At 61.7% G+C, this 23,082-nt stretch carries 17 protein-coding genes, 3 tRNA genes and 2 pseudogenes; 2 read left to right on the top strand and 20 right to left on the bottom strand.

Going from position 1 to position 23,082, the window contains the following annotated elements:
* A pseudogene (locus ACWI6D_RS06605) lies at positions 1-346 on the bottom strand (hypothetical protein); the annotation flags it as partial.
* A gap of 278 nt (positions 347-624) precedes the next feature.
* Between ACWI6D_RS06605 and ACWI6D_RS06600 the strand changes: the two are divergent.
* Positions 625-2,415, top strand: coding sequence for a response regulator transcription factor (locus tag ACWI6D_RS06600; protein ID WP_449134108.1), 1,791 nt, complete (start codon positions 625-627; stop codon positions 2,413-2,415).
* A 164-nt stretch (positions 2,416-2,579) separates the two neighbouring features.
* On the opposite strand, the gene ACWI6D_RS06595 is transcribed toward ACWI6D_RS06600, so the two are convergent.
* The 11 genes from ACWI6D_RS06595 to ACWI6D_RS06545 all read right to left on the bottom strand — a co-directional run bounded on the left by ACWI6D_RS06595 (position 2,580) and on the right by ACWI6D_RS06545 (position 14,658).
* Positions 2,580-3,215 carry an IMPACT family protein gene (locus tag ACWI6D_RS06595; RefSeq protein ID WP_337369246.1) on the bottom strand — a complete coding sequence of 212 codons (636 nt, stop codon included), beginning with the start codon at positions 3,213-3,215 and terminating at the stop codon, positions 2,580-2,582.
* A 4-nt stretch (positions 3,216-3,219) separates the two neighbouring features.
* Positions 3,220-5,319, bottom strand: coding sequence for a Na+/H+ antiporter (locus ACWI6D_RS06590; protein WP_337369245.1), 2,100 nt, complete (start codon positions 5,317-5,319; stop codon positions 3,220-3,222).
* Between the two features lie 213 nt (positions 5,320-5,532).
* A tRNA-Leu gene (locus ACWI6D_RS06585) sits at positions 5,533-5,619 on the bottom strand.
* Between the two features lie 182 nt (positions 5,620-5,801).
* A tRNA-Leu gene (locus ACWI6D_RS06580) sits at positions 5,802-5,888 on the bottom strand.
* A 316-nt stretch (positions 5,889-6,204) separates the two neighbouring features.
* A complete protein-coding gene (locus tag ACWI6D_RS06575) occupies positions 6,205-6,903 on the bottom strand; it encodes a cytochrome c3 family protein (RefSeq protein ID WP_337369244.1) in 699 nt (232 codons plus the stop codon).
* Between the two features lie 28 nt (positions 6,904-6,931).
* On the bottom strand, positions 6,932-8,551 hold the full coding sequence (locus ACWI6D_RS06570; protein ID WP_449134107.1) for an FAD-dependent oxidoreductase: 1,620 nt from the start codon (positions 8,549-8,551) through the stop codon (positions 6,932-6,934).
* Positions 8,552-8,573: 22 nt separating this feature from the next.
* Positions 8,574-9,026: a hypothetical protein gene (locus ACWI6D_RS06565; RefSeq protein ID WP_337369242.1), complete on the bottom strand. Its 453-nt coding sequence runs from the start codon at positions 9,024-9,026 to the stop codon at positions 8,574-8,576.
* A 218-nt stretch (positions 9,027-9,244) separates the two neighbouring features.
* A complete protein-coding gene (locus tag ACWI6D_RS06560) occupies positions 9,245-10,756 on the bottom strand; it encodes a response regulator transcription factor (RefSeq protein WP_449134106.1) in 1,512 nt (503 codons plus the stop codon).
* 68 nt (positions 10,757-10,824) lie between these two features.
* Complete coding sequence (locus tag ACWI6D_RS06555; protein ID WP_337369240.1) at positions 10,825-11,637, bottom strand: CPBP family intramembrane glutamic endopeptidase; 813 nt, start codon at positions 11,635-11,637, stop codon at positions 10,825-10,827.
* 154 nt (positions 11,638-11,791) lie between these two features.
* On the bottom strand, positions 11,792-12,505 hold the full coding sequence (locus tag ACWI6D_RS06550) for a LytR/AlgR family response regulator transcription factor (protein WP_337369239.1): 714 nt from the start codon (positions 12,503-12,505) through the stop codon (positions 11,792-11,794).
* Between the two features lie 617 nt (positions 12,506-13,122).
* Positions 13,123-14,658, bottom strand: a complete 1,536-nt coding sequence (locus tag ACWI6D_RS06545) for a Sapep family Mn(2+)-dependent dipeptidase (RefSeq protein ID WP_449134105.1) — start codon at positions 14,656-14,658, stop codon at positions 13,123-13,125.
* 62 nt (positions 14,659-14,720) lie between these two features.
* Between ACWI6D_RS06545 and ACWI6D_RS06540 the strand changes: the two genes are divergently transcribed.
* Positions 14,721-14,804 (top strand) — tRNA-Leu (locus ACWI6D_RS06540).
* A gap of 49 nt (positions 14,805-14,853) precedes the next feature.
* Here ACWI6D_RS06540 and ACWI6D_RS06535 read toward each other — a convergent pair.
* The 8 genes and pseudogenes from ACWI6D_RS06535 to ACWI6D_RS06500 all read right to left on the bottom strand — a co-directional run.
* Positions 14,854-16,173 (bottom strand): histidine kinase, encoded by a 1,320-nt coding sequence (locus ACWI6D_RS06535; protein ID WP_302937787.1) that lies wholly within the window; start codon positions 16,171-16,173, stop codon positions 14,854-14,856.
* A gap of 75 nt (positions 16,174-16,248) precedes the next feature.
* Complete coding sequence (locus ACWI6D_RS06530) at positions 16,249-17,118, bottom strand: sulfite exporter TauE/SafE family protein (RefSeq protein WP_449134104.1); 870 nt, start codon at positions 17,116-17,118, stop codon at positions 16,249-16,251.
* Between the two features lie 18 nt (positions 17,119-17,136).
* Positions 17,137-18,432, bottom strand: coding sequence for a glycosyltransferase family 2 protein (locus ACWI6D_RS06525; RefSeq protein WP_449134103.1), 1,296 nt, complete (start codon positions 18,430-18,432; stop codon positions 17,137-17,139).
* A 125-nt stretch (positions 18,433-18,557) separates the two neighbouring features.
* Positions 18,558-19,565 (bottom strand): ribosome small subunit-dependent GTPase A, encoded by a 1,008-nt coding sequence (rsgA, locus tag ACWI6D_RS06520; RefSeq protein WP_449134102.1) that lies wholly within the window; start codon positions 19,563-19,565, stop codon positions 18,558-18,560.
* Positions 19,566-19,583: 18 nt separating this feature from the next.
* The gene (locus ACWI6D_RS06515) at positions 19,584-20,285 is read right to left on the bottom strand and encodes a hypothetical protein (protein ID WP_449134101.1); all 702 of its coding nucleotides are present in this window, start codon (positions 20,283-20,285) and stop codon (positions 19,584-19,586) included.
* Positions 20,286-20,329: 44 nt separating this feature from the next.
* On the bottom strand, positions 20,330-21,850 hold the full coding sequence (locus tag ACWI6D_RS06510; RefSeq protein ID WP_449134100.1) for a TrkH family potassium uptake protein: 1,521 nt from the start codon (positions 21,848-21,850) through the stop codon (positions 20,330-20,332).
* 49 nt (positions 21,851-21,899) lie between these two features.
* The gene (locus tag ACWI6D_RS06505; RefSeq protein WP_201738667.1) at positions 21,900-22,037 is read right to left on the bottom strand and encodes a hypothetical protein; all 138 of its coding nucleotides are present in this window, start codon (positions 22,035-22,037) and stop codon (positions 21,900-21,902) included.
* A 94-nt stretch (positions 22,038-22,131) separates the two neighbouring features.
* Positions 22,132-23,082, bottom strand: a pseudogene (locus tag ACWI6D_RS06500) (molecular chaperone HtpG); the annotation flags it as partial.

The following is a 23,082-nucleotide window of genomic DNA, read 5'->3' as shown; positions in this document are numbered from 1 at the left end:
TGGCGCTTGCGCAACCGGTCATGGCCAGGCACCCGCGGCTCTTGAAGCCCACCTTCACGAACACCGGGTCGGCAACGGAGTCGTCGACCACCGCGAACAGGCGCAACGCCACTTCGCCGCGCTTCGACTTGCCCACCATGCTCTGCACGTTGAAGCCCTCGGGCTTGCCGGCGTTCTTGAAGTTCGCCACGATGGCGAGCATCGTTTCCGAGTAGCCTTCCACGCCGTTGTCCAGTTCGGTTTGGTACACGTCCTTCGTGCGGATGAGCGCACGGTCGTCCGGCTCGTGGTAGATGTCACGGCCCTCATCCGGTTCATCGAACGTGATTTCCTGCTCGTTCGCCATTTTGTCCCCCTTATTCGCATGAAGCTGAAGCGCACTTAAACGTTACAAAGTCTTAACTTCCCATATGCTATGATGGCTAATATTGCACGGCGCACATACCCTCTTTGAGGGAATTTCTCCAGCGTGAGCATAACTCTTTGGGGGAAAGAGCGCTCACCAGGGCAAACGCGCTGAGGAAACCGGGAGGGATATTGAGCCGAACCGAACAGAGGAACCTTGGCGCTAACGCCAAGCAAGGGGGAAACTGCGCCGATGGCGCGCCAAAGCGCGAACGACGAGTGCCCGCGCCACCTGACGATGCGTCAACCCCCATGCCCACCGGCATGCGCCTTGTCAGCATGTACTTCCCGCTTATCCCCTCCATCCTGGGCCTTTGCTTCGCCCGCGCCGGTCTGATCGTGGCCAGCTACGGAAGTTACAACCACACTGACGAAGGCATATTTACCGATGGCGGCACGCTGGTGGCGTTATCGGTCATGGGCGTTATCCTCATCGCGATTGCCGTAGGAAAACTGCGGCTGAAAAAGCCGCTGACGAACCGCATCATGCGCGCATGTATCATCCTGGAAACCGCATGCATCATCGCACTCCCCTCGCTGCACCTGCTGGGAGTTCTTGACAACTCGACGCATTTCCTGCTGAGCGCCGCAACCATGTTCTTCGGCTCGTTCGCCATTTTCTATTGGCTGCGCCGCGCGCGAGGATGCGGCAGCACTACCGCCGTGTTGTACGTGTTCAGCGCCCTGGCCATCAGCGAAATCGAGATTTACGTCTGCTCGCTCATCGGCAATTTCGGGTTCTTCCTTGCCGGCGCGCTTGCCCTGGGACAACTTCCCTGCATGCTGTCGGCGCGCAAGAACAAGCTGGCGAACGACATCGACTCGTTCACGCCGCACGACGACTACTTCGGTTTCGCGAAAACGGCCTTGTCAAGCAAGCACTTTCTGTCGGCAAGCGCTATCAGCATCGGCTTTCTGTCCGTTGTCGATGGCTTTTTGCGCGGCTACCCCGACGGGCAGCCCATTGCGTTCCAGCCGGGAACGCGCGTGGCGTATTTCGTGCTGACCGTTGCCGTTTTCATCGCCGTTATCCTGCTGATGCTGAACAAGCGCCGCCGCGTCATGACGGTGGGCATGTTCATCCTCATGGAACTGCTGGCGTGCATCGCGCTGATTCTGTACGCCGCGTTCCCCGATATGCTGGACATCGGCGCCGTGTTCACCACCACGCTCAATGCATTGATGGTGGCGTTCACCTGGTACATCATCATCGCGTTCATGAGCTTCGGCTGGCGCGACCCGTATTACTACGCGCTGGCCGGCTGGATTGTGTGGCTGGGATGCCGCGCCATTTCGCGCGTGCTGTTGATGAGCAACACCGTGCTGACCTCGAATGATATCCTGACGAACGCCGTGATGGGCGCCAGCGTGGTCATTTCCACGCAGGTTGCGCTTGGCCAGTTCCTCAGCGTGTCTCAGGCCGAAGCGGACGAGCGCGACGAGGGATACGTACATCAACTTGAGCAGTTGCGGAAGCAGCTGAACGATGCGCACGCCAACGTGGAGACCATGGCGTACCTGAACGTGAACGACCCCGCATACGCCGGATGCGCGACGTGCGCCGCCGCCGACGGCAACGAGCCTGCGCCCGGCAGCAACGCGCAGCAAACGCTTGACGCGCTGCGGTGCGCCGGCGTTGCGCCGAAAGGTGCTGGCGAAGTTGCCGCGCCCATTGATGAACAAGATGGCGAAGGCGACGATGGCGGCCGTTCCGTTCGCGGCGCGCGACTTGCGCGCCTGATGGGCCTTGACGAGGGCGAATCCATCACGGATATCCGTAAAGCCACCATGCGCCAAAACGCCAAGCAGATGGGCAAGCAGTTCCTGCTGTCCGACCGCGAAATCGAGGTGTTAGCGCTCTACGCAATGGGCTGGACGCAGAAGCGCGTTGCCGAAGAGCTGTACATCAGCCCCAGCACCGCGCACGCGCATATCAAACGTATCTACGCGAAAACCGGCCTACACTCGCGCCAAGAGATTCTCGACTTCATGGACCAGTACACGTCATAAGGCAAGTGCGGGTCGAAGGTTGGCTTGCAAGCGTCTTGCCTGGTGGCAAGCCGTATTGAGGCATGGCGGCGCGAGCCAATTGCAGCCTACAGCCGGAAAACGTAGGGACGAGCGAAAGCTCGTCCCCAAATAGATAGCGCCGAAGGCGCGTCACTGCCCCTCCCCTAGAACGCGGCATCTACGGGGTCGCTGACCTCTACGTCTTCCTGGCCGCGTTCGAGGGCCGTCAGTGCATCGAGCAGCTGCTGCTGCGTGCCGTCGAGCATGCGCAAGTTGAGTGTGACCGCATCGGCGAAATCGCTGGAAAGCACCTTGGCCCCGTGGTCGGCAGCCAAACGCATCAGCTGTTCGTAACGCGGATAGGCAATGCGAATGCGCAGGTCAACGCAGCGCGACACCACCACCAGCTGGGCGGCGTCAATGCCCGCCTGCGTTGCCTGGGTGTAAGCACGCACCAAGCCGCCCGTGCCCAGCAGCACGCCGCCGAAATAGCGCGTCACCACGCACGCGACGTCGGTCAGCCCCGCATGCTGCAGCACCTCAAGCGTAGGCAGGCCCGCCGTTTTCTGCGGTTCGCCGTCGTCGGAGTAGCGCACGCGGCCCGCCGCGCCCGCACCGCCTTCGCGCAAGATGTACGCGTACACGTTGTGCCGCGCCATGCGGTTCGCCGCGCGAATCTCTTCCAAAAACGCCAGCGCTTCCTCTTCGGTTTCCACATGCGCCAAGCTGGCGATGAAGCGGCTTTTCTTCTCCTCGATTTCCGCGACCGCGCGACCTTCGATGGTGGTATATGAGCTCATGTTGCTACTCTCCTGTTGCCATTTGCAGCAGATACACTTCCTCGCGCAGCTCGCGCGCTGCATCGCGCGTCAGGCGGCCTTCATCGCGCATGGCCTGGATTTCCTCAAGCTCCAAGCGCAGTGCCTCGGCCTCGACGTCGGTGACGCGCGCCTTGATGACCTGGATTTTCTGCGTGTCCATGCTTTGCAGCGCCCCGCGCATGCCGCCGGCGTCCACGCCAATCACGCTGCCTGCCACGTTCGCCCGCGCCAGCACCGCCGGCTCGTTTGCCGCACGCAAAAACGACAGCGTGGAGCGGCACTCCGCCGCCAGCACGCCCGCGCCATCAGCCACTTCCAGATCGGCGTCGTCCATGCGACCCAGGTAGTAGTTGAGCGCACATTCCTCAAGCTCGATGCGCAGCTGACGGTTGCGCTCAAGCTGCAGCTCGTCGTCCACCACGTGGCGAACCATGCGGTCAAGGTTGCGGCGCGCGTGCATCACGCCAACCTTCACGCGGCTCCACACCTCGCCAAGTTTCTCGCGGCGCGTATGGGCGCGCATCAGCAGGCGGCGGGCGCTGTTCAGGCGCTCGAGTTCCCGCGAACCCTCTTCGCGCGTCAGGTCACCCGACTGCATGCGCGCCTCGACCATGCGCGTTTGCGCAGCGAGCGCGCCCGCGCGCAGTTCAACCAGGCGCGGTGCCGACGTGTTCTGACGGCGCAGGCGCTTGATGCGCTCGCTGTACTGGCGAATGACGATCTGTGTTGACGACTCGTTCTGCGGCGTTTTCTGCTCGCGCAGCTGGCGAATGACGCGCTTCAGGATGTCGATGGTGACGGCGTTGACATCCTGCTCTTCCGTTTCGTCAGGCGAATCCTCCTTCGGCGCCAGCACCGGCACCACGAAGTTCGCCAGCAGCAACGTGCACAAAATGACGCCGGACGCCAGGAAAATGAGCGTGTCGCGCTGCGGGAACGCCTCGCCTGTGGACAGCGTGAACGGGATGGTCATGATAATGGACAACGTGACGGCGCCTTTCGGGCCGGACAGCGTGGTGACCAGCGCATCGCGCACCAGCTGCTTGCCCGTGCGGCGCTTCGCGCTGCTGTCGCAGCGTTCCATCACCAGCACCCAGATAAAGCGCACGCCCACCACCAGGGCCGTTACCAGCAGCACCAGGCCGCACAGCAAAAGCGAGCTCATCTCGTCGCTGCGCCACGACGGCATAATGGCCTTCGGCAGCTGCATACCCAGCATCACGAACACAACGCCGTTGATGACGAACACCAGCGTCTCCCACACGCTGTTCGACGCGATTTTCAGGCGCGCGGCCACCGGCGTGGGCTTCTGCGGAAGCAGCGTGATAAGCAGGCCGGCGGCCACTACCGCCAAGATGCCGCTGGTGCCAAAATGTTCGGCCGCCAGAAACACGATGAACGGCGTGAACACCTCGAACACCACGTGCACCGTGATGCTTTCGTAGCCGTACCCGCGAATGGCCTTCATAGCAAGCAACGCCAAAAAGCCCGCGATCAAGCCGACGGCAATGCCGCCGAAAAAGCTGATAGCGAAGCTTTGCGCGGCGTCCACCAGGGAAAACGCACCTGTGACCGCGGCTGCGATGGCGAACTGGAACGACACGACGCCCGATGCGTCGTTGATAAGCGCCTCACCCGACAGCAGCGATTTCTGGCGCCCTGTCAGGCGGATGTCCTTGCCCAACGCCGTAACGGCCACAGCATCGGTGGGGCCAAGCGCCGCGCCCAGCGCGAAGGCGGCGGCCAGCGGAATGGACGGCTCGATCCAGTTGAGCACGAAGCCGACCACCAGCACCGTTACGATAACAAGCCCGATGGCAAGCGACACGATGGAGCCTTTGTTGTCCCACAACCCGCGTTTGCTTGCGTGCCGCGATTCGTCGAACAGCAGCGGCGCGATGAACAGTACCAGGAACAGCTCAGGATCGATTGCCACATCAACCGGCGTGCCCACCAGCAAGATGACGATTGCGCCAATCGCGATCTGCACCAGCGGCAACGACACGCGCGGCATCATCTGGTCAAGCACCGCCGACACCAACACCGCCGCCAACAACAGCAACACGAACTCGAGCATTTCCATAAGCATACTTCCTTCGGGAATCATCGCCACGGTATTAAGGTTTCCGCACTATAGTAGCAAGCGAAACATGCCCGAAGAAAGCAACGCTGCATCAACAAGAATGAAGCACAGCGTTTTACAGCAAAATGGGTAGTTTTGCGAAACGAATGGCAGGGCGCTGCAATTGTCCGCATACGCAAAAAGACCTGCCGAAGCGGGTCTTTCAATCTCAAATGGTGCGGGCGAGAGGACTTGAACCTCCATGGGGTTGCCCCCATACGGACCTGAACCGTACGCGTCTGCCAATTCCGCCACGCCCGCGAATTGGCGCCTTAACAAGGCAAGAAAGTATGTTACGTCATTTCCTCATTCTGCGCAAGAGTGAATTTCATATTATCTTGCACCCTCTTGCAGCACGAGAAAGCAAGCTTCGGCAGAGCGAACTGCAGCGTATCTTTCCCAGACGCAAAAAGACCCGCCGAAGCGGGTCTTTTGATTTCGAATGGTGCGGGCGAGAGGACTTGAACCTCCATGGGGTTGCCCCCATACGGACCTGAACCGTACGCGTCTGCCAATTCCGCCACGCCCGCGAATTGGCGCCTGATTTCTCAAAGCAACATGTTATATTACGCCACTTATCCGGGGTGTGCAAGCCCTAATTTCAACTTTTTCGCCAAAGCGAAAAGGACAAGCACCTGCCTGCCTACCTGCCGAGCGCAAACAACACCCAGACGCGACGCGGCGAACTTCTCTTGCCGCCACCCGAAAGCAGAAGAAAGGCTGGCTGCCGGAAAATCCAGCAACCAGCCTAAGCGAAAGCCGTTCATCGGATTGCGGCACGCGCGCAATCAAAGCGCAGTTCAGGCAAAGATCTTTGCCGCGAGCGCCACCGCATCGGGTCACCGCCTACGAGGTGTGCGTCGCAGCCTCTTCGAGCTGCTTGCCTTCCTTGTACGACACCCAGCCGTCAGGCATCGAGTCAAGCGCCTCGCTATGGCACTGCGTGCAGTAGAACACCGATGCACGATGCGACTTGTGGCAATCGCCGCAATCGACTTCCTCGTGCTGCCAACGATGCGGGTTGAACTCCATGTCCGCAGTCTTTTCCGTCAGCTCGTCTCGCGTCAGGTTATGGCACGACTCATTCAAGCAGAACTCGTCGCCCGTGCCGCGGCCATGACCCGAATTCACCATCAAGTCCTCGGTGTCCGTCTCAGCCAACGGATAGTAGTAGTCGCCCGTGATGCTCAAACCGACCTCGGAGAGCTGCTGGCTCGGCGTCGGCACGTGGCACGACAGGCAGTTTTCGCCCGCAGCCGCATGCGTCACCGACAGCATCGCGTCCGTCGTGGCCACTTCGTTGCCCCACTTGTCAACGCCCGGCGCACCAGCCGGCTGCTCGAACGTGGCAACGTAGGAATCCATCGACGTGTGGCACATGGCGCTGCAGAAGCTCGGCTGCTCGTGCCACACCCAAAAACCAGCACCGGCAACGGCCACAACGGTCACAGCCACGCCGACGACAATGCCGATCTTGCTCTTTGCACGCTTCGCCTTCGGCTGTTTTGCCTGGCCGGCGTTTTGTTCAAGTTCGCTCTTGCTCATGTTTCGTTCCCTTCTTCGTCGCGCCCGGCTACAGAAGCTCGTGTGCCTGGTTCGCGGCCGTACGTCCGCCGTTGATGCACTCGGCGCTTGCCGAGCCCGGCACGTCGATCGGGTATACATCGCGGTACAGCATCATGGAGTCCAAACCGATAACGAACACGTTCTCCAAACGCCCGCCGTCATTGAGCACGGGGCGGAACGTGCGATCGATGGTCACGCCGCCGAGAGGGCCCTCCATGACCTCGTGGATGCGCGTAAGGTAGAACGGTGCGGTCTTGATGGGCTTGAGGAACTTCGCATCTTTGCCGAACACGTCGTCGCGGCCGGCTTCGCACATGGTGTTGTACTCGTCGACGGCCTTCTTCAGCGCCTGGACTTCGATGCCCGCCTGTTCGGCAAGCTCCTCGATGGAGTTAGCCTGGAACGCGTCATCCTTGCCATCGACGATCTCTTTCCATTCGGCGGCGATGTCCACGCCCCACTCTTCGGCAAGCTCGGCGTTTTCCTGCAGCTGCGCGTCGAACACTTCCTGATCGAAGATGCTCAGGCAGGTGCAGTGCGGCTGCGCGTGCATCGGCGTGGATTGGGTGATGATGTTGCCGACGCGGTACATGCAGCCTTCGTCGACGAAGCGCTCGCAGTCTTCGTTGACCCACAAGAACGGGCCGCCGAAGCACATCGCGGACCAGAACGGGCCGAATGCCGCGATTTTGCTGTGGCCGATACGGTTGTACTTGAGGTAACACACACCGGTATATTCGCGAGCACCTGCGGCCAGCACCATGTTGATGCCGTCGCCGTAATGGCCCGGCGTGCCGATGCGCTCGAGCGTATCCAAATCGAAGCCGTACTTCTTCAGGCGCTCATCGTCGTTGGCGAAACCGCCCGTTGCGACGATAACGGCTTTTGCCTGGTATTTCACCAGGTCACCGAAAGCGTCCAGCGCATACACACCGTCCACGGAGCCGTCGTCGGCATAGCTGAACTCAAGCGCGCGGGTGTTAAGGTCGATGCTGGCGCCAAGCTTGCGCAGGTGTTTTTCCATCGGCTGGATATAACCAACGTAAGCCGCACCGTCCTTCCACCAATGGAAGGTGTCAACCGCGCCTTCGACAACGCCCATGGGATAATTGTCGATCAGCCCGCTCAGCTCGCAGCCGCAAGTTTCCACAGCCCATTCGAGATTAGCGGCGGAACGATCGACGAGATCCTTATAGAACAAGCCGTTGGGCACCCATTGCGCCTTGCCGAGCTCTTCTTGCATGATGACGGCGCAGTCAACGTCGATGCCCTTCTCCTGCTGCCACTTCGTCCCGACGCCAAGCGTGCCTTCGACGCCCTGCCCGTTGCCGCCGAGGGCGGACTGCGCCTCGAGCAAGATGACATCGTCACCGTTTTCCGCAGCTTGAACTGCCGCGGAAAGACCCGACATGCCGCCGCCGAGAACAACGATATCGGCCTTGATCGTTTCAGTAACCTGGCTGGGGTCAACCACGATGCCGGAGCAGTTGATGGTCTCGATCTTGTCCACGCGCTCGGACGCGGGCTTGGGTTGGGCGCAACCCGCAAGCCCGGTGCCGGCAAGCGCAGCGGCGCTGATCGCCCCGAGCGAGAGGAAGCCTCGTCTAGTCAGTCCTTCGTTTTTCATTGCTTCTCCTTGCTGCCTCGCGTTAGTTGCTGAAGCCCTTCTTCTTGTCATAGGTGATGTGCTTGCCGTCCACATTCATGTCGGCTTTGTTGACGGTGTAGCGGTAGTTCGTCTGCTGGCTGTCCTCACGTGCCGTTGCGGCCGTAACGCTTTTCACCGAAACCGTGAAGGTGCAGTCGCTCACCTCGATATCGGACATGCCCTTGTAAGCGAACAGCTCTTCGTAGAACTGGCTGAATCGGGGATCGTCCTGGCTAATGGTGACCGGACTTTCTTCCATCGATACGCCAAGATCCTCGGAAGCGGCAAGGACGTTGCTTGCGGCCTTGATGACCGTTTTCGCATCGATCTTCTCCTGACTGCTCGCGACCGCGCCGCCCGACGAGCACGCCGTCAGCAGCATGAGAGCCGCCAACGCGACGGCAAGGGCGATTGCCGCCAGGCCCCTTCCTTTCGCCATGGTTTCCGTTCCCACGTTCTCTCCTCTCGATTACGTCTTTCACGCGGCCGCCGCCTTGGTCGGCCAGCTCCTTCAGTAAGCGGAAAGGTATCGCGCCCGCCGCAGCACGAGAACATCAGCTCTGGGCGATATTTCCGCCCAGACCATGAAAAAATGGCTCATCAGTTTCTGATGAGCCATTCTGACCAGGCGAAATGATTGCGCCTTTCACTATGCGGTTTCCTTTGCAGTGGCTAGCTTGGCGTTGCCGCCACGTCGTCAAGCAGCTCCTGACGATCGTGGTAGCCGCACTTTTCGTAGATATGGCGAACGTGAGATTTGACCGTGTTCTCGGAAATGCACAGGCTTTCGGCAATATAGGGAACGTTCCGGCCCGCTGCAAGCAGGCGCAACACGTCCACTTCTCGATTCGTCAGCCCACTTCGCTCGGCGATGCGCTCGATCGAATTGCCGCTCGGCGCGTCCGACGCCTCCGCCGCCTGTACCGGCGCGGCGTCGAACATCGGCCACAAATCAAGGTAGCGGCGAATAAGAAAGAAGCACGCGACGATAAGGAAATACGTTGCAGCAATCAACGTCGCGCACAGCGCGAACATCCCCGACGGCTGGCCCCAAGCAAGTGCACCGGAATACAGCAGCGACCCGGTCATAATGCCAAGCTGATCGATCGCAAGCGCACCCGCCACGATCTTCAGCGCATTGTCGATCGAAATGCGTGCATAGTACGACATAAGCGCCCACACCAGCATGTCGAACCCGGCATACCCAACGCCCACGAAGACACGGCCGAAAAAGCGCAATTCGTCGAACATCAGCGACCCGACAAGACACACGGAGCCGATGATAAGCAAGGAAAGACCGATTTGGAGCACCTGGCCAACGCGCTCCAAGGAACACCGCACGCAGACGGCGAACACAAGAACCGAGGTAAGGCAGCGAGCAAGCACGATGTCGATGGCGTAGCGAGGTTCGCCCACGTGAAACGAATAAGACGAATCGAACGACTCAACAAGCCCGAACACCAGGCACAACGTGAAAATGGTCAGAACGAACGAAAGATCGAGCCCCATGAAGCAGCGCCCGCTTTGCGGCGCGATGACGTTCGAATCCGACAATGCCACCTCGTATGCTGCGCGCCCTTGAAGCGACGCCATCCAAGCGTACAGAGCAAGGGACGCAAGAGGCAGCAATGCGACCACCCACCACTGCGCGCCAAGCGGCAGATATGTGATGATGCAATTCAAGACAAAGCCCAAGCCCCAAGCGCCCGAGACGTGAAGGATCGTTCGCTCCATGCCTTGCGCAATGGCGACGACGCCCCACAGCACCATAAGCAAGCCCATAGAGAAACCAACGACAACGCAGCCGACGATAAACGCCGACAGCAGGCAAGATAGTTCCGCCAAACCACAGATGGCGCAACCAACGGTACCAAGGATGGCCGACACCGCAGCAGGCAGCCGATGCCACACCGTAGCGCTCAATTCTCGCCGCAGAACAAAGCACGAAACGGCAAGACCAACAACGCTCGCCAGCACAACAAGCACCATAAAGGCCCTTGTGTAGGCAGGGTTAGCGAATCCGCCAAGCGTCGGCCCGAACATGCACTGATCAAGCCACGTCCACAAAAACGAAGCGCCGACGATGGCCGGCACCGACGCCGATCCCGCAAGTTTTCCCTCGGTCTTTGCCTGCATGCGTCCCCCCGCATCGCGAATGTCCAGGTGCACCGCTTGCACCCGCATCTTTTTTGCCTGCACCAGGATACCCGAACGGACTAGTCTGGCGCACCCGGTATGGCGCAACATTTACATCATCTAACCGCTTTTCGATGCAGGGCAAGCAGAAGGGCAGCAAGCAAAACCGTGGTCGCAGCAAGGAGCGCGGTGTCGAACGGGAGGCCCGAGGCGTAGGTTGCGGGAAGCGCACCGGTCAGCACCACGGTCGGACCGAGGTAGAGCGCGTCGAACGCCGCGTGGGCGGCGATACAGGGGCGCAGCGATGCGGTTTCAACGTAGAGCGCACCCATGACCAGGGCGAATAGCGTTGCCTGCACGAACTTGAGCGCGGATTGGAACACCACCGCCGTGCTCGCAGCGACATCGGGCACGCCAACGTGCAGCAGGGCGAACAGCAGCGCGGCAAGCAACATGGCGTGACGGGTCGCGCCGGCACGGGGTTTCCCGTTCGCCCCCAAAGCGCCCCGCAACGCGTTGATGCACAGCGCTCGCATGAGCGATTCCTCGAACACGGCGGTCAGCACGCAGATCGTCAACAACAGGATAAGGCGCATGGCGGCATCTTGCACCGAGGGAACAGCCGCCCACGCAAGCGGACCGACAATCGTCGCGCCGCCGAAACCCCAGGCCGCAAGCGTGATTGCAGCTCCCACGGCTCCGATGGCGGCGATCGCGTTGCAGACCGTGCGAACATGTTGCGCATCATGCGTACAACGCTTGACCAGCACCTCCGGGCACGCCAACCCGACCCCGGCAAGCGCCACGAACGCCAGCACCAGTTCTTGCCCGCACGCTGACCGCAACCCATCGACCGGCAGCCCGTTCATCACCATAAACGACGCGACGAGCACGACGACGAACGCGCCGGCATTCTTCATGCTGCCCATCTTTCACCCCCTCTCACCCATGCAAAACGCAAGAGAACCAAAAGCGGGACAAAGGGACTGCCCTTTGTCCCGCTTTTGCCTGCATACGGAAAAGGGCCGGCGCCGCTTGGCACCGACCCTCGATTTCGCTTCGTTCGCTTTCCCGAACCGCGACTTACAGGCCCAGGGCCTTCTTCAGCGCGGAGACGCGGCGGCGGCTGACGGGGATCTTCTCGTCCACGCCGTTGAGCGTGAGCAGCAGGGTGCCGCCGGCGACAGGCTCGATCTCCTCGACCATGGACAGGTTCACCAGGTAGCCACGGTGCACGCGGAAGAACCCGTGGCCGTCCAGGCGCTTCTCCAGCTGCGCCAGGCTGACGGTGCTGAAGTAGCGGTCGGTATCCGTTTGCAGGTACGCGTAATCGTCGCGCGCCATGACGAAGCGGATCTTGTCGATGCTGATGAGGATTTTCTTGCCGGCCTTCTCGACCGGGATGCGCTCGGACTTCTGGGCCTGCGCATGCAGCTGCACGTGCTCGCGCACGCGGACGATGGCCTGCGCCAGGCGATCGGTTTCGACCGGCTTCACCAGGTAATCGATGGCGTTGACTTTGAACGCGTCCAGCGCGAATTCGCTGTAGGCGGTAACGAACACGACCGCCGGCGGGAACTTCAGGTGCTGCAGGGCTTCCGCCAGCTGCAGGCCCGTTGCCTCGGGCATGTTCACGTCAAGGAACATGACGTCGCAGGGATATTCTTTCAGCTTCTCAATGGCCTCACGCACGCTTGCTGCCTCGGCCACCACTTCGGTCTGACCCAGTTCGTCGAGCAGGAACTTTAGTTCGGAGCGCGCAGGGGCCTCGTCGTCGACGATCATCGCTTTCAGCATGTTTTGGGGCCTCCTTGCTTTCCTGTTGTGAAGAAAAATGCACTGTAACGGGTCACATTATAGAGCATGGGTGAGGGGGATTTCCACTGCGGCGGCGGAGTGATTTTCTTCGGCGCAAGCGGCGCGAACGGTAGCAATCAGACTTCAGAAGGCCGCTTTTGGCGGTGGGCGGTGTTTTCGGTGAGCAGCATTGACAGGCAAACACCACCCCTTTCGGGGTATTGCGCGACGAAAAGGGCTTGATGAGCGCAGACAAGGTGTGCGGCGGAGATGATGGGTGCACGCAAAATTTGCCGGGAAAGGTATCTGCAAAGCATGCGGATACCTGGCAACAGTCTGGCGAATTTGCCCATCTGGTTTGATACGCGTATCACAAAACGTCCATGCTTCGGCAACAGCCGTTTCCCACAGCGAGCGCAGATTATGGAGCTGTTCGATGAATGGCAGAAGGCAAGGCTAGCGGCACCAGGGGCGGAGCGATGCGCGAGAAGCGCCCGAGCAGCGCGCGGGCAGGGCGAGCGACATCGAGGAAGGGGAGCATTTCCCCTTCCCTATTCTTGACGATGCTCGCCCCGTGCCCCGTCGTCCAAGCACCCCCTTTGCGCCAGGCGCTTTCCCTAGAAATCAAGCTGCATGAGCTTACCGATGGTGAGCGCGTAGATGCGGAACGCTTCTTTCAGCAGGTCTTCGCTGACCGCCTCGTCGGGGCCGTGCATGCTGCCGGCCCAGGCGGGCGCCTGCACCCACGGCTTTTCAGGGCCGAAGCTTGCCGCGCGGGAGAATTCGCGCGCGTACGTGCCGCCGCCCATGGTGAACGGCCTGGCGTCCTCGCCCGTTGCCAGGTTGTATGACGAAAGCAGCGCCTGGATCTCGGGGCTTTCGGGGTCAACCAGGAACGGAACGTCGTCGCGCGTCTTCGCGCACGAGCCGCCGCATGCCTGGGCCAGCGCGTCAAGCATGCCGTTGAGCCGGTCGCCCGTGACGGACGTGGGGTAGCGCACGTCGATGGTTTGCGTGAAGCGGTTGCCCTTCGTTGCCGCGAAGCCCGCCACGATGGTCAGCTCTCCGAAATGCTCGTCGGTGCAAGCCAGGTTGATTGCGGTGCCGTCCGTTGAAGCCGCGATGTCGGCGACCACGCGGAAATAGGCGCGCTCCTGCCCCTCGACCAGGCGATTCTTCAGCAGGTAGTTCGCAAGCAGCCCGATGGCGCTCACGCCGCTTTCCGGCAAGCTTGCGTGCGCACTGCGTCCCGTGGCCACAATGCGCGCAAGGTGCGCATCGGCAGCCGACCAACCAGGCGCCGGCTGTACCCCTGCCTGCGACGCCGCATCGGCCAGCAGGCGCGCGGCCTCGGCCGGCTGCACGGGCTCGATCGCAATGCCTTCGGCAGCGGGAAGCTTTTCGGCATCGGCCCACACCACGGCCTGCGCATGGCCCGGCACGGCGTTGATGGCCGTGCCACCTTCGAACAAGATGACCGAACGCGTTTCAACGGGAAGGTTTGCGCTGGTCAGAAGGCCGTTGTAGATGCCCTTCTCGCCATAGCACACCGGGAATTCCGCATCGGGCGTGAACAGGAACGCCGGGTCGGCGTGATGCGCGCGGTAATAGCGCACATCGCCCATGCCCGTTTCCTCGTTCGCGCCGAAAATGAAGCGCAGCGTGTACGGCAGCTGCGGCGCCTCGCCCGCCTGCTGCAGCGCGCGCCACAGGTTCATGGCGTGCAGCGCCACCACGCACGGGCCCTTGTCGTCGATGACGCCGCGCCCGACCAGATACCCGTCCTTGCGCGTGACGGCGAACGGCTCGAAATGCCAGCCCGGACCCGCCGGCACCACGTCCATGTGGCCGATGATACCCAACTGCGTGTCCGTTTTGCCGGCGAAATCGGCGTAGCCAACATAGCCTTCGTCGTCGTGCGTTTCGAAGCCCATGCGTTTCGCCAGGTCAAGTGCCGCAGAAAGCGCCGCGCGCGGCCCGGGGCCGTACGGCGCGCCTTCGGCGGCCGCACTGCGATCATCGAAGCTGGGAACGCGCACCAGCGCATCGATGTCGGCGACAACCTCTTCCCAATGCGCGTCAAGGTACTCCTGTATGCGCTGTTCAAGCAACGATTCCGCGGGCATCTTAACCTGCGCGCTTTCGTTTTCCATGGGGGTCTCTCCATTTCTTGTTGTACGATCAGCAATGTTCCGATATAATGCTAGAGCTACATGCCCGAGTGGCGGAATGGCAGACGCGGCGGTCTCAAAAACCGTTGTCTCACGACGTGCGAGTTCGACTCTCGCCTCGGGCACCATTCAAAACCAACGGCCCCGCACACGCGGGGCCGTTTTCGTTTTCCAAGCCTATTCGTGCCACTGACGAATGGCGCCATCGACCAGCACCAGGCGCACCGTGGTGCCCTTGCCAAGCTCGCTTTCCGCTTCCAGGCGCGTGCCGGGGCCGAAGTAGCCGCAAATGCGGTCGTGCACGTTGCCCACGGCAATGCCCATTCCCTGCGTTGAGCTGGGGTGCAGGATGTTCTGGCACGCTTCCTGCGTCATGCCGTTGCCGTCATCGATGACGGACACGATCACATCGTCGCCCGTGCGCATGCCCGTGACGCGAATGGTCAGCTTGCCCTCGGACGGCATGGCGTGGCGCACGGCGTTCTCCACCAGCGGCTGCAGCAAGAACGGCGGCACCATCATCTCGTTGACCTCGGGCTGAATGTCGCAGATCAGCTCAAGGCGGTCTTCGCCGAAGCGCGCCAGCTCGAACATGAAGTAGCGCTGCGTCTGCTCGACCTCGCGCTGGAACTCGATCAGGTCGCGGGAATCCTCAAGCGTGCTGCGGTAGAACTTCGCGAATTCGCGCAGCAGCGTGCGCGCCTGCGCAGGGTCGGTGCGCGTCAGCGACGCGATGGTGTTGATGGTGTTGAACAGGAAATGCGGGTTGATCTGGCTTTGAAGCATCTTGAGCTCCATCTTCGTGGCCAGAGCCGTTTGCTCTTCAAGTGCCGATGCGGCCATCTGCGTGGACAGCAGCTGTCCGAAGCCCACGGCGATGGACTTCTGCGTTTCGCTGATGTGGTTGGCGCTGCGGTAGTAGAACTTCAGCGTGCCTTTCACGTCCTTGCCCACCGCCAGCGGCACGATGATGGCGGCGTTGATGCCGTGCGCGCCGTTTGGGAAGCCGATTTCTTCGGGCGTGAATAGCACGCGCGTTTTGCCATCGGCCAGCGTGGCGTACGTGGCCTGCGTGCGGATGATGGCTCCCGTGGGGTTATGGGACTCCTCGTAGCCGGCATACCCCAAGATGGAGTGGTCGTCGGTAATGGCAACCGCAATGGCTGCCGTCGAAGGCAGCAGCAAACTGCAGATGCGCTGCGAAGACTTCGCGTCAAGCCCCTCGCCCATGGCCTCAAGCGTTTGGCTGGCCAGCTGCAGCACCGCGTTCGATTGGCGCGCGCGCACCGAATCGGGGTCCATAAGCAAGCGAATAAGCACGGTGATGGCCAACGTGAACACCACGCCGGCAATGAACAGCACCAGCACGTTCGCCTCGGGCGTGACCAGGTTCCAAATAATCACCAGGCCGGCAAGCGCCACCAGCACCGACATGAGCATTTCCAACGTGAAGAAACGCGGCAAGTTTCCGCGACGATCTTCGATGTCGACGTTCATTACGTCAGCTCCTTTCAGCGAAAAAGGCAGGTGCAGCGCCCAAACCCGCAGCGCTGCACCTGCCCGAAAGACGTTCTAGCCCAGTATACCGAACTCGTTGAGCATGAGCAGCACGGCCGCCACCAGCAAAAAGCCGCCGAACGCGAAACGCAGCTGCCGCTCAGGAATCACGCGCACCAAACGCGCGCCGATCACCGCGCCGGGAATGGTGCCGACCACGATGGAGATGCCGGCGAAGTAGTTGATGTTGCCCAGGATGGCCTGCTCGATGACGCCGGGGATGGCCAAAATCATGATGGCAATCAGCGACGTGCCCGCCGCCAAGCTCATGGGGATGCTGAGGATGGCCAGCATCATGGGCACCATGATGAAGCCGCCGCCCACGCCAACGTACCCCGAGGCCAGGCCCGCAACAAGGCCGATGCCCGCGCCTTGCAGGTAATGCTTGCGCGTAAGGTCGGGCTGGGCGGGAACGGGATTCGAAACCGCAGGTTCGGGAGAGTCGGCGAGGGCGCCCGTGGCCGCAGCGTCGGCAGTATGCGCTGTCCGGCAGGACGGCGCAACACGTGGCGCTTTCAAGGCCTTCTTGAACATCTTGTAGGCGCTCAGGCCGACCACCAGAGCGGCCACCACGATAACCAGCCAACCAGGCGAAACGCTTGCCAGCCACACGCCCACGGGCGACGTCAGCGCGCCGCCGATGCCCAGGGCCACGCCCAACTTCGGCACGCAGGTTTTCGCGCGCATATGCGATGCCACGCCCGAGACGGACGTGGGGATGATGGCGAACAGGCTGGTGGCCGTGCTGGCAAGCGGGCTCATGCCGAACGCCAGGCGGAAAATGGGCACCATGATGGTGCCGCCGCCCACGCCGAGCAGGCCCGACATAACGCCCACGAAGATGCCCGCCAACGCCGGAGCGGCAAACTGCAAGAAAAGGCCCATCGGTTCGCTTCGCCTTCCCTATTCCGCGATGTTCAGGCGAATTTCGCTGGTCATGCCCGGGTCGACGCCCGACGCGGGTCCGGCAACCGGGAATGCGGCAGACGGATTCGTTTCCGCCTGGCGACGCGCAACCGACTGCACGATGGCCGTGTGCAGAATCTGGTCGTTCTCCATGCGGGCCATCAGCTCGGGCCACACGAACTGAAACTCGAAATACTTCGAGCAGTTGCGCTGCGCGTACATGACGGCCTCGGCTCGCGCCGCCTTCGCCGCCTGGCGATACGCCTTCTTGTCCTTGCGCGCGAAGCTGCGCAGGATGGCCGTGATGCGGATGCGTTTCGTAATGCCCGGCTCCAAAAACGGCCCGGGATACGGCTCAAGCGACTGCGGTTTGACCTGCATCAAGTCGATTTGCGTGCGGCTGTACTCCATCTTGCGGTACTCGTACAGCCAGCGGAAGATGTCCTGGCGGAAACGCGTGCCCTCGCTGGTGGACGCCGGCGGCAGGTGGCGCAGGCACCACTGGTTGTCGAACCAGATGTCGCTGCCGTACATGCGCAGGTTCAGCATGTAGTCGAGGTCTTCGCCGCGCGCGATCCACGGGTCGAACGACAGGCGTTTGAACGCTTCCTTGTGCAGCGCCAGGCAGCCGCCGCACACGTGGTTGCTGCGCGATAGGCGCGGACCGCGCATGGCCTTCGTGATCCACGCGTTGAACGCCTTGCCCTGCTGCCAGAAATGGTTGTACCACTTGTCTTGGCTTTTCGACAGAAACGAGCCCTCGGAGTTGAAGTAGAAGCCGGATTTTGCAAGGATAGGTACGCCTTTGCGCGTAAGTTTTCCCAGGCCATACACGCCTTTTTGCAGGAATTCCGCGTCGTCGATAACCTCGTCGTCGTCCAGGAACACCACGGAATCGAAGCCCATGACGTTGGCGAGCACCAGCCCCAGGTTGCGGATGGCGCCGTAGCCCGAAAGGCCGATTTCCTTCTGCAGCTTGCCCAGGCCCAGCTGCTCCATGCGCTGCTGCACCAGGCCGTATTCCGCCGCGCCGATGACGGCGACGTTGAGCGAGGGGAACCGGGAGACGATGTCCTGCACCTTGTCGGCGGCCTGCGCTTCGGTGGATTGGTCGGCGGCAACCAGCACGATGATCTGGCCGATGCCGCGCACCTTTTGCAGCGATGTGAGCAAGCGAGGCAGCTCACCAGGGTTTTTCAGCGGAGTTGTGTGATCGTACGTTGCCGTCACGCTGGTAGGTTCCTTGCGGCGGCGCGAGGAAACGTACGTAGGGATAACGATGACCGGGTTCATGCACGTCCTTTGGTTTGAGTTCGTTTACGCCGGCGCCTTCGCGCCCGCGCGTGCGTTGCTTACGGTTAACCCTATTATTGTAGCGTTTTTGCCTTACGAACGCGAAACAGCCCCGTAACCGGCCCTTATCGGCGCTTCTTGCCGCGGGATTTTGCGGGGTGGGCGGCGCGCTTCTTGTCGCTGGCCTTTTCGCCGCGCATGCGGCGGGCTTCCTCGCGGCGCGTGCGCAGCGTGGCGGTTTCCTGCTTGAGCGCCTGGTAGCTAGCGAAACGTTCGGGCGCGATGTCGCCCGCCTCCACGGCGGCGCGCACGGCGCAGCCCGGTTCGTTCTCGTGCTTGCAGTCGCGGAAACGGCAGTTTTCGGCCGCTTGCTCGATATCGGCGAACGCGGCGCCGATGCCGGCGTCGGCATCCCACAACCCCAGCCCGCGCACGCCGGGCATGTCCACCACGTAACCGCCGCCGGGAACGGCCACCATCTCGCGGCTTACCGTGGTGTGGCGGCCCTTGCCGTCACCTTCGCGCACGCTGCCCGTTTCTTGCACGTCTTCGCCAACCAGCATGTTGACCAGGCTCGACTTGCCCACGCCCGACTTGCCGATCAGCACCGTGGTGGTGTTTTCGGGCATAAGCGCGCGCACGGCCTCCACGCTTTCGGCACTGCCGTCGGACACCACCAGCGTGCGCACTTCGGGGCCCGCCAGCGCGCGCACGCGGGCGGCCACTTCTTCGACCTGCGCTTCGCTTTCGGCGAGGTCGGCCTTCGTGAGCACCACGGTCACGGCCGCGCCCGTTTCGTACGCCAGCACCAACTCGCGCTCCAGGCGGCGCAGGTTCACCTCGGCCAGCGGCTGCGCCACGATGACGCGGTCGAAGTTTGCGGCAAGCACCTGCGGCACGGCGCGCTCGGTGGGGTCTTTGCGCACGAACGCGCGCTGGCGGGGGCAAATGGCCTCGATGATGCCCTTGTCGTGGCCCTCCGGCGCGTTCACTTCCACGAAATCGCCGATGACGGCGCGCAGCTTCTCGCCTTTGACCAGGGATGTTGCATGTTCGCAACGTACAAGGCGCCCATCGGCGCACTTCACCAGCGGATACCCGCGATCCAGCTTCACGACCTGCCCTTTTTGCAAGCCCGCCTCCTTGCTTCCTTATCGCTGCCGCTCGCGCAGCAGATAGAACACCGCCATCATGACCAGCCCGATCATGATGGTAATAATGCCGGGAATGAACGCCTCGAACTTGAACTCGTCGGGCGTGGCCTTGCCTTTTTCCGTGACCGACACCACCTGCGCGTGCAGGTCCGACACGCCGTCGTGCGAGGGACACGCCAGCTGGAACGTGCCGCGCACCTGCAGCGTTGTTCCCTTGCGACCGTACGCGCCGTACATGTCGATCTTCGCGGCTGACTCGTTCGTCATGTATACGGAAACCGTTGACGCATCGACGGCAGATGCCAGCGTGATCCAGCAGTGATGGCCGTCGCCTGCGTCGATGCGGTCGCCGACAACCTCGCCCGTGACCTGCACCGTTTGCTTGTCGTAGTACGTGTCGGCCGTGCTGAGGTCCGTGATGGACGTGTCGTAGATGAACGAGCTGTCGGGCAGCTGCGTGACATCGACGGCATTGCTGCCGTCTGCGGGCTCGTCGGCCCATGCGGCGGGCACGCCAAATGCGCCTGGCACCGCAAGCGCGCCTTCACCGGCGGGCGCCGGGCCGGCCGCGGCGGTCGGTGCAGCGCACGTAAGCACGGCTGCGACAGCGACTGCGAATATGCCCAGCAACGCATTGCTGACCAGGCGTTTCGCTAGCACGTTCTTCTTGCTTGCGAACGCATTCGCCATCGCGCGCATCAAAACGCCCCTTGCGTCCTTCGCCCTGTTCTTCGCCAGTTTCATCATGAGCGCCTCACCAGCCTGCGCGGGTCAAGCGACACCACAACCTCCACGATGAGCGCAATCAGCGTCACGAACTCCAGACGGCCGGCCCACATCTCCAGCATGTAGAACAGCTCAAGCGAAACGGGCATGCCCTGCGCGCACAAACCCGACGAGATGCCGCCGTTCGACGCCATGGCCACCGATTCGAAAATAGCCTGCGTGGCCTCGTAACCGTGCGCGATGCCCACCAGCGAGCCGACGGCATACGTGACCACGTACAGCACGAACACCGTCATGGCCTCTTTCACGATTTCGGGCGACAGGATGCGTCGGCCCAGGTGGTTGTACGAAACCACCACGCGCGCCGAGTCGGGCGCCAGCGTTTCCTTCACCGTGGCAACCAGCGATTTGATGATCAGCCCGATGCGGTTGAACTTGATGCCGCCCGACGTTGACCCCGCGCCGCCGCCGACGGCCATCAGCACGGCGATGACCAGAAACGCGCCGGAAGTCAGCGACGTGGTCAGCTGGTTCGTGGTGATGTTCTGAAAGCCCGTGGTGGAGAACGCCGACACGATCATGAACACGCCGCGGCGCAGCATGGTGGTTAGGTTCGAGAAGTCGGAGCTTGCCGACACCGACGCCGCAAACACCAAGGTCATGACGGCAATCCAGATGAACATCGTGCGGATTTCCACGTCGCGGAAGTACACGTTCAGGTGGCCTTTCCACAGCTCGGAATGCAACACGAAGCTCACGCTGCCGATGATCATGAGCACCATAAGCACCACTTCGATGGGAAGCGAATGGTAGTACATGATGGACGCGCTCATGGGCGTGAAGCCGCCGGTGCAGAAGCTGGAGATGGCAAGCCACAGGCCGTTGAGTACGGCGCGCGGCGCTTCCATGCCCGCAAACGCGCACATGATGGCCAGCACCGTGGTGGCAACCAGAATGAAACCCAACGACAGCTTTGCGATGAACTGCGCCGTCTGCACCACGTTGGGAACCACGTGCTCGCTGCGGCCTTCGGACACGAACAGGCTGGCGCCCGAACGCTTCCCGAACAGGCCAAACGATAGCGCGACCACTACAAGGCCCAAGCCGCCCAGCAAAATCATGACGAAGCGCCACATGCTGTCGGCGTAGGAAAGATGGTCAAGGTCGGAGATGATGCTGGCGCCCGTGGTGGTGATGCCGGACACGCCGTCGAACATGGCGTCAAGGAACGTGTCGTAATGGCCCGACAGGTACAGCGGGATGGTGGCCATGAACGCCAGAACCACCCAGGCCAGACCCGTGACCACCAACGCCTGCTGGCGGTTCAGACGACCAGGCTCAATGCGCATGAAACGAAGCGCCGAACCGACGATGAGCGAAAGACCGATGGAAAAGAGGTAATGACTTGCAGGAATCCATTCCTGGAAGATGATGGCGGTAATCAGCGGGGCAAGCAACGCCACCGACGAGAACAAAACCAGCATGCCCAGGTAATGGCCGATAACCCTGATGTCATACCACGTGAAGCGCTGCCACATTGCGGTGCCTACCCCCACCACTCGGCGCGCGCGTTGAATGCGAGCACGGTCATCCCATCACGAACCTTACGAGGATCATGATGGCCCACAGCCCCAGAAGGAACACCAAACAGCTCAGCACCACCACCGTGAAGCTAAGAAGCGGCGTTTCAACCATCTGGAATATGTCGTGAATGCTTTTCTGCATAGTGACTACGTATAATAGTACAAAAGCGGCTTGACCTCGACCAAGGCCAAGCCGCTTCATATTTCGATTCCAGCCGGCAGGCCGGCGGAACCATTTAAGCCATCAGCTTCGTTACCGCGTTTGCGTAGGCTACCGGGTCGGCGATGGGCATACCTTCCACGATAAGCGCCTGGTTGTACAGGATGTCGGTGTACAGGTTCACCTTGTCGGCGTCGCCGGCTTCCTGCGCACCCTTCAGCACCTCGAACACCGGGTGCTTCGCGTTCAGCTCAAGCACACGCTGCGACTTCACTTCGCCCATGCCCTCGGGCATCTGCGACATGAGGCGCTCCATCTCCAGCGACACGGGGCCTTCGGTGGTCACGGCCGACGGCGCATCGGTCAGGCGCGTGGACACGGCCACCTTCGTGATGGCGTCACCCAGATGCTCCTTCATGGCCTTGAGCAGGGCTTCGTTGTCCTTCTCGGCGGCTTCGGCTTCCTTCTTCTCGTCCTCGGTGGCGAAGTCCAGGTCGCCGGACGCCACGTTCTTCAGATCCTTCGGGCCGGTGCCCTCGATGTCCTTGCCCTCGGCGTCCTTCTCCGGCTCGGGACCGTAGTTCATCATGGACTGGAAGCAGAACTCGTCGACGTCCTTCGTGCACAGCAACACGTCGTAACCACGACCCAGCACCGTGTTCACAATCGGCAGCTTCGCCAAACGGTCGATGCTGTCGCCGGCGGCGTAGTAGATGGACTTCTGGTCGGCAGGCATGGTCTCCAGGTACTCGTCAAGCGTGACAAGCTTCTGCTCCTTGGCGCTGTAGAACAGCAGCAGCTCGGCCAGCTCGTCTTTCAGCATGCCGTAGCTGGTGTAGATGCCGTACTCCAGGCCGCGGCCGAAGTTCTCGAAGAACTTTTCGTAGCCGGCACGGTCGTTCTTGAGCATCTTCTTCAGCTCGGACGTAATCTTCTTCTCCACCTTGCGGGCGATGGCGTGCAGCTGGTTGTTCTGCTGCAGCGTTTCACGCGAGATGTTCAGCGTAAGGTCCTGGCTGTCCACAAC

This window comes from Senegalimassilia sp., assembly GCF_977052095.1.
This window is presented reverse-complemented; position numbering and strand designations above follow the sequence as displayed.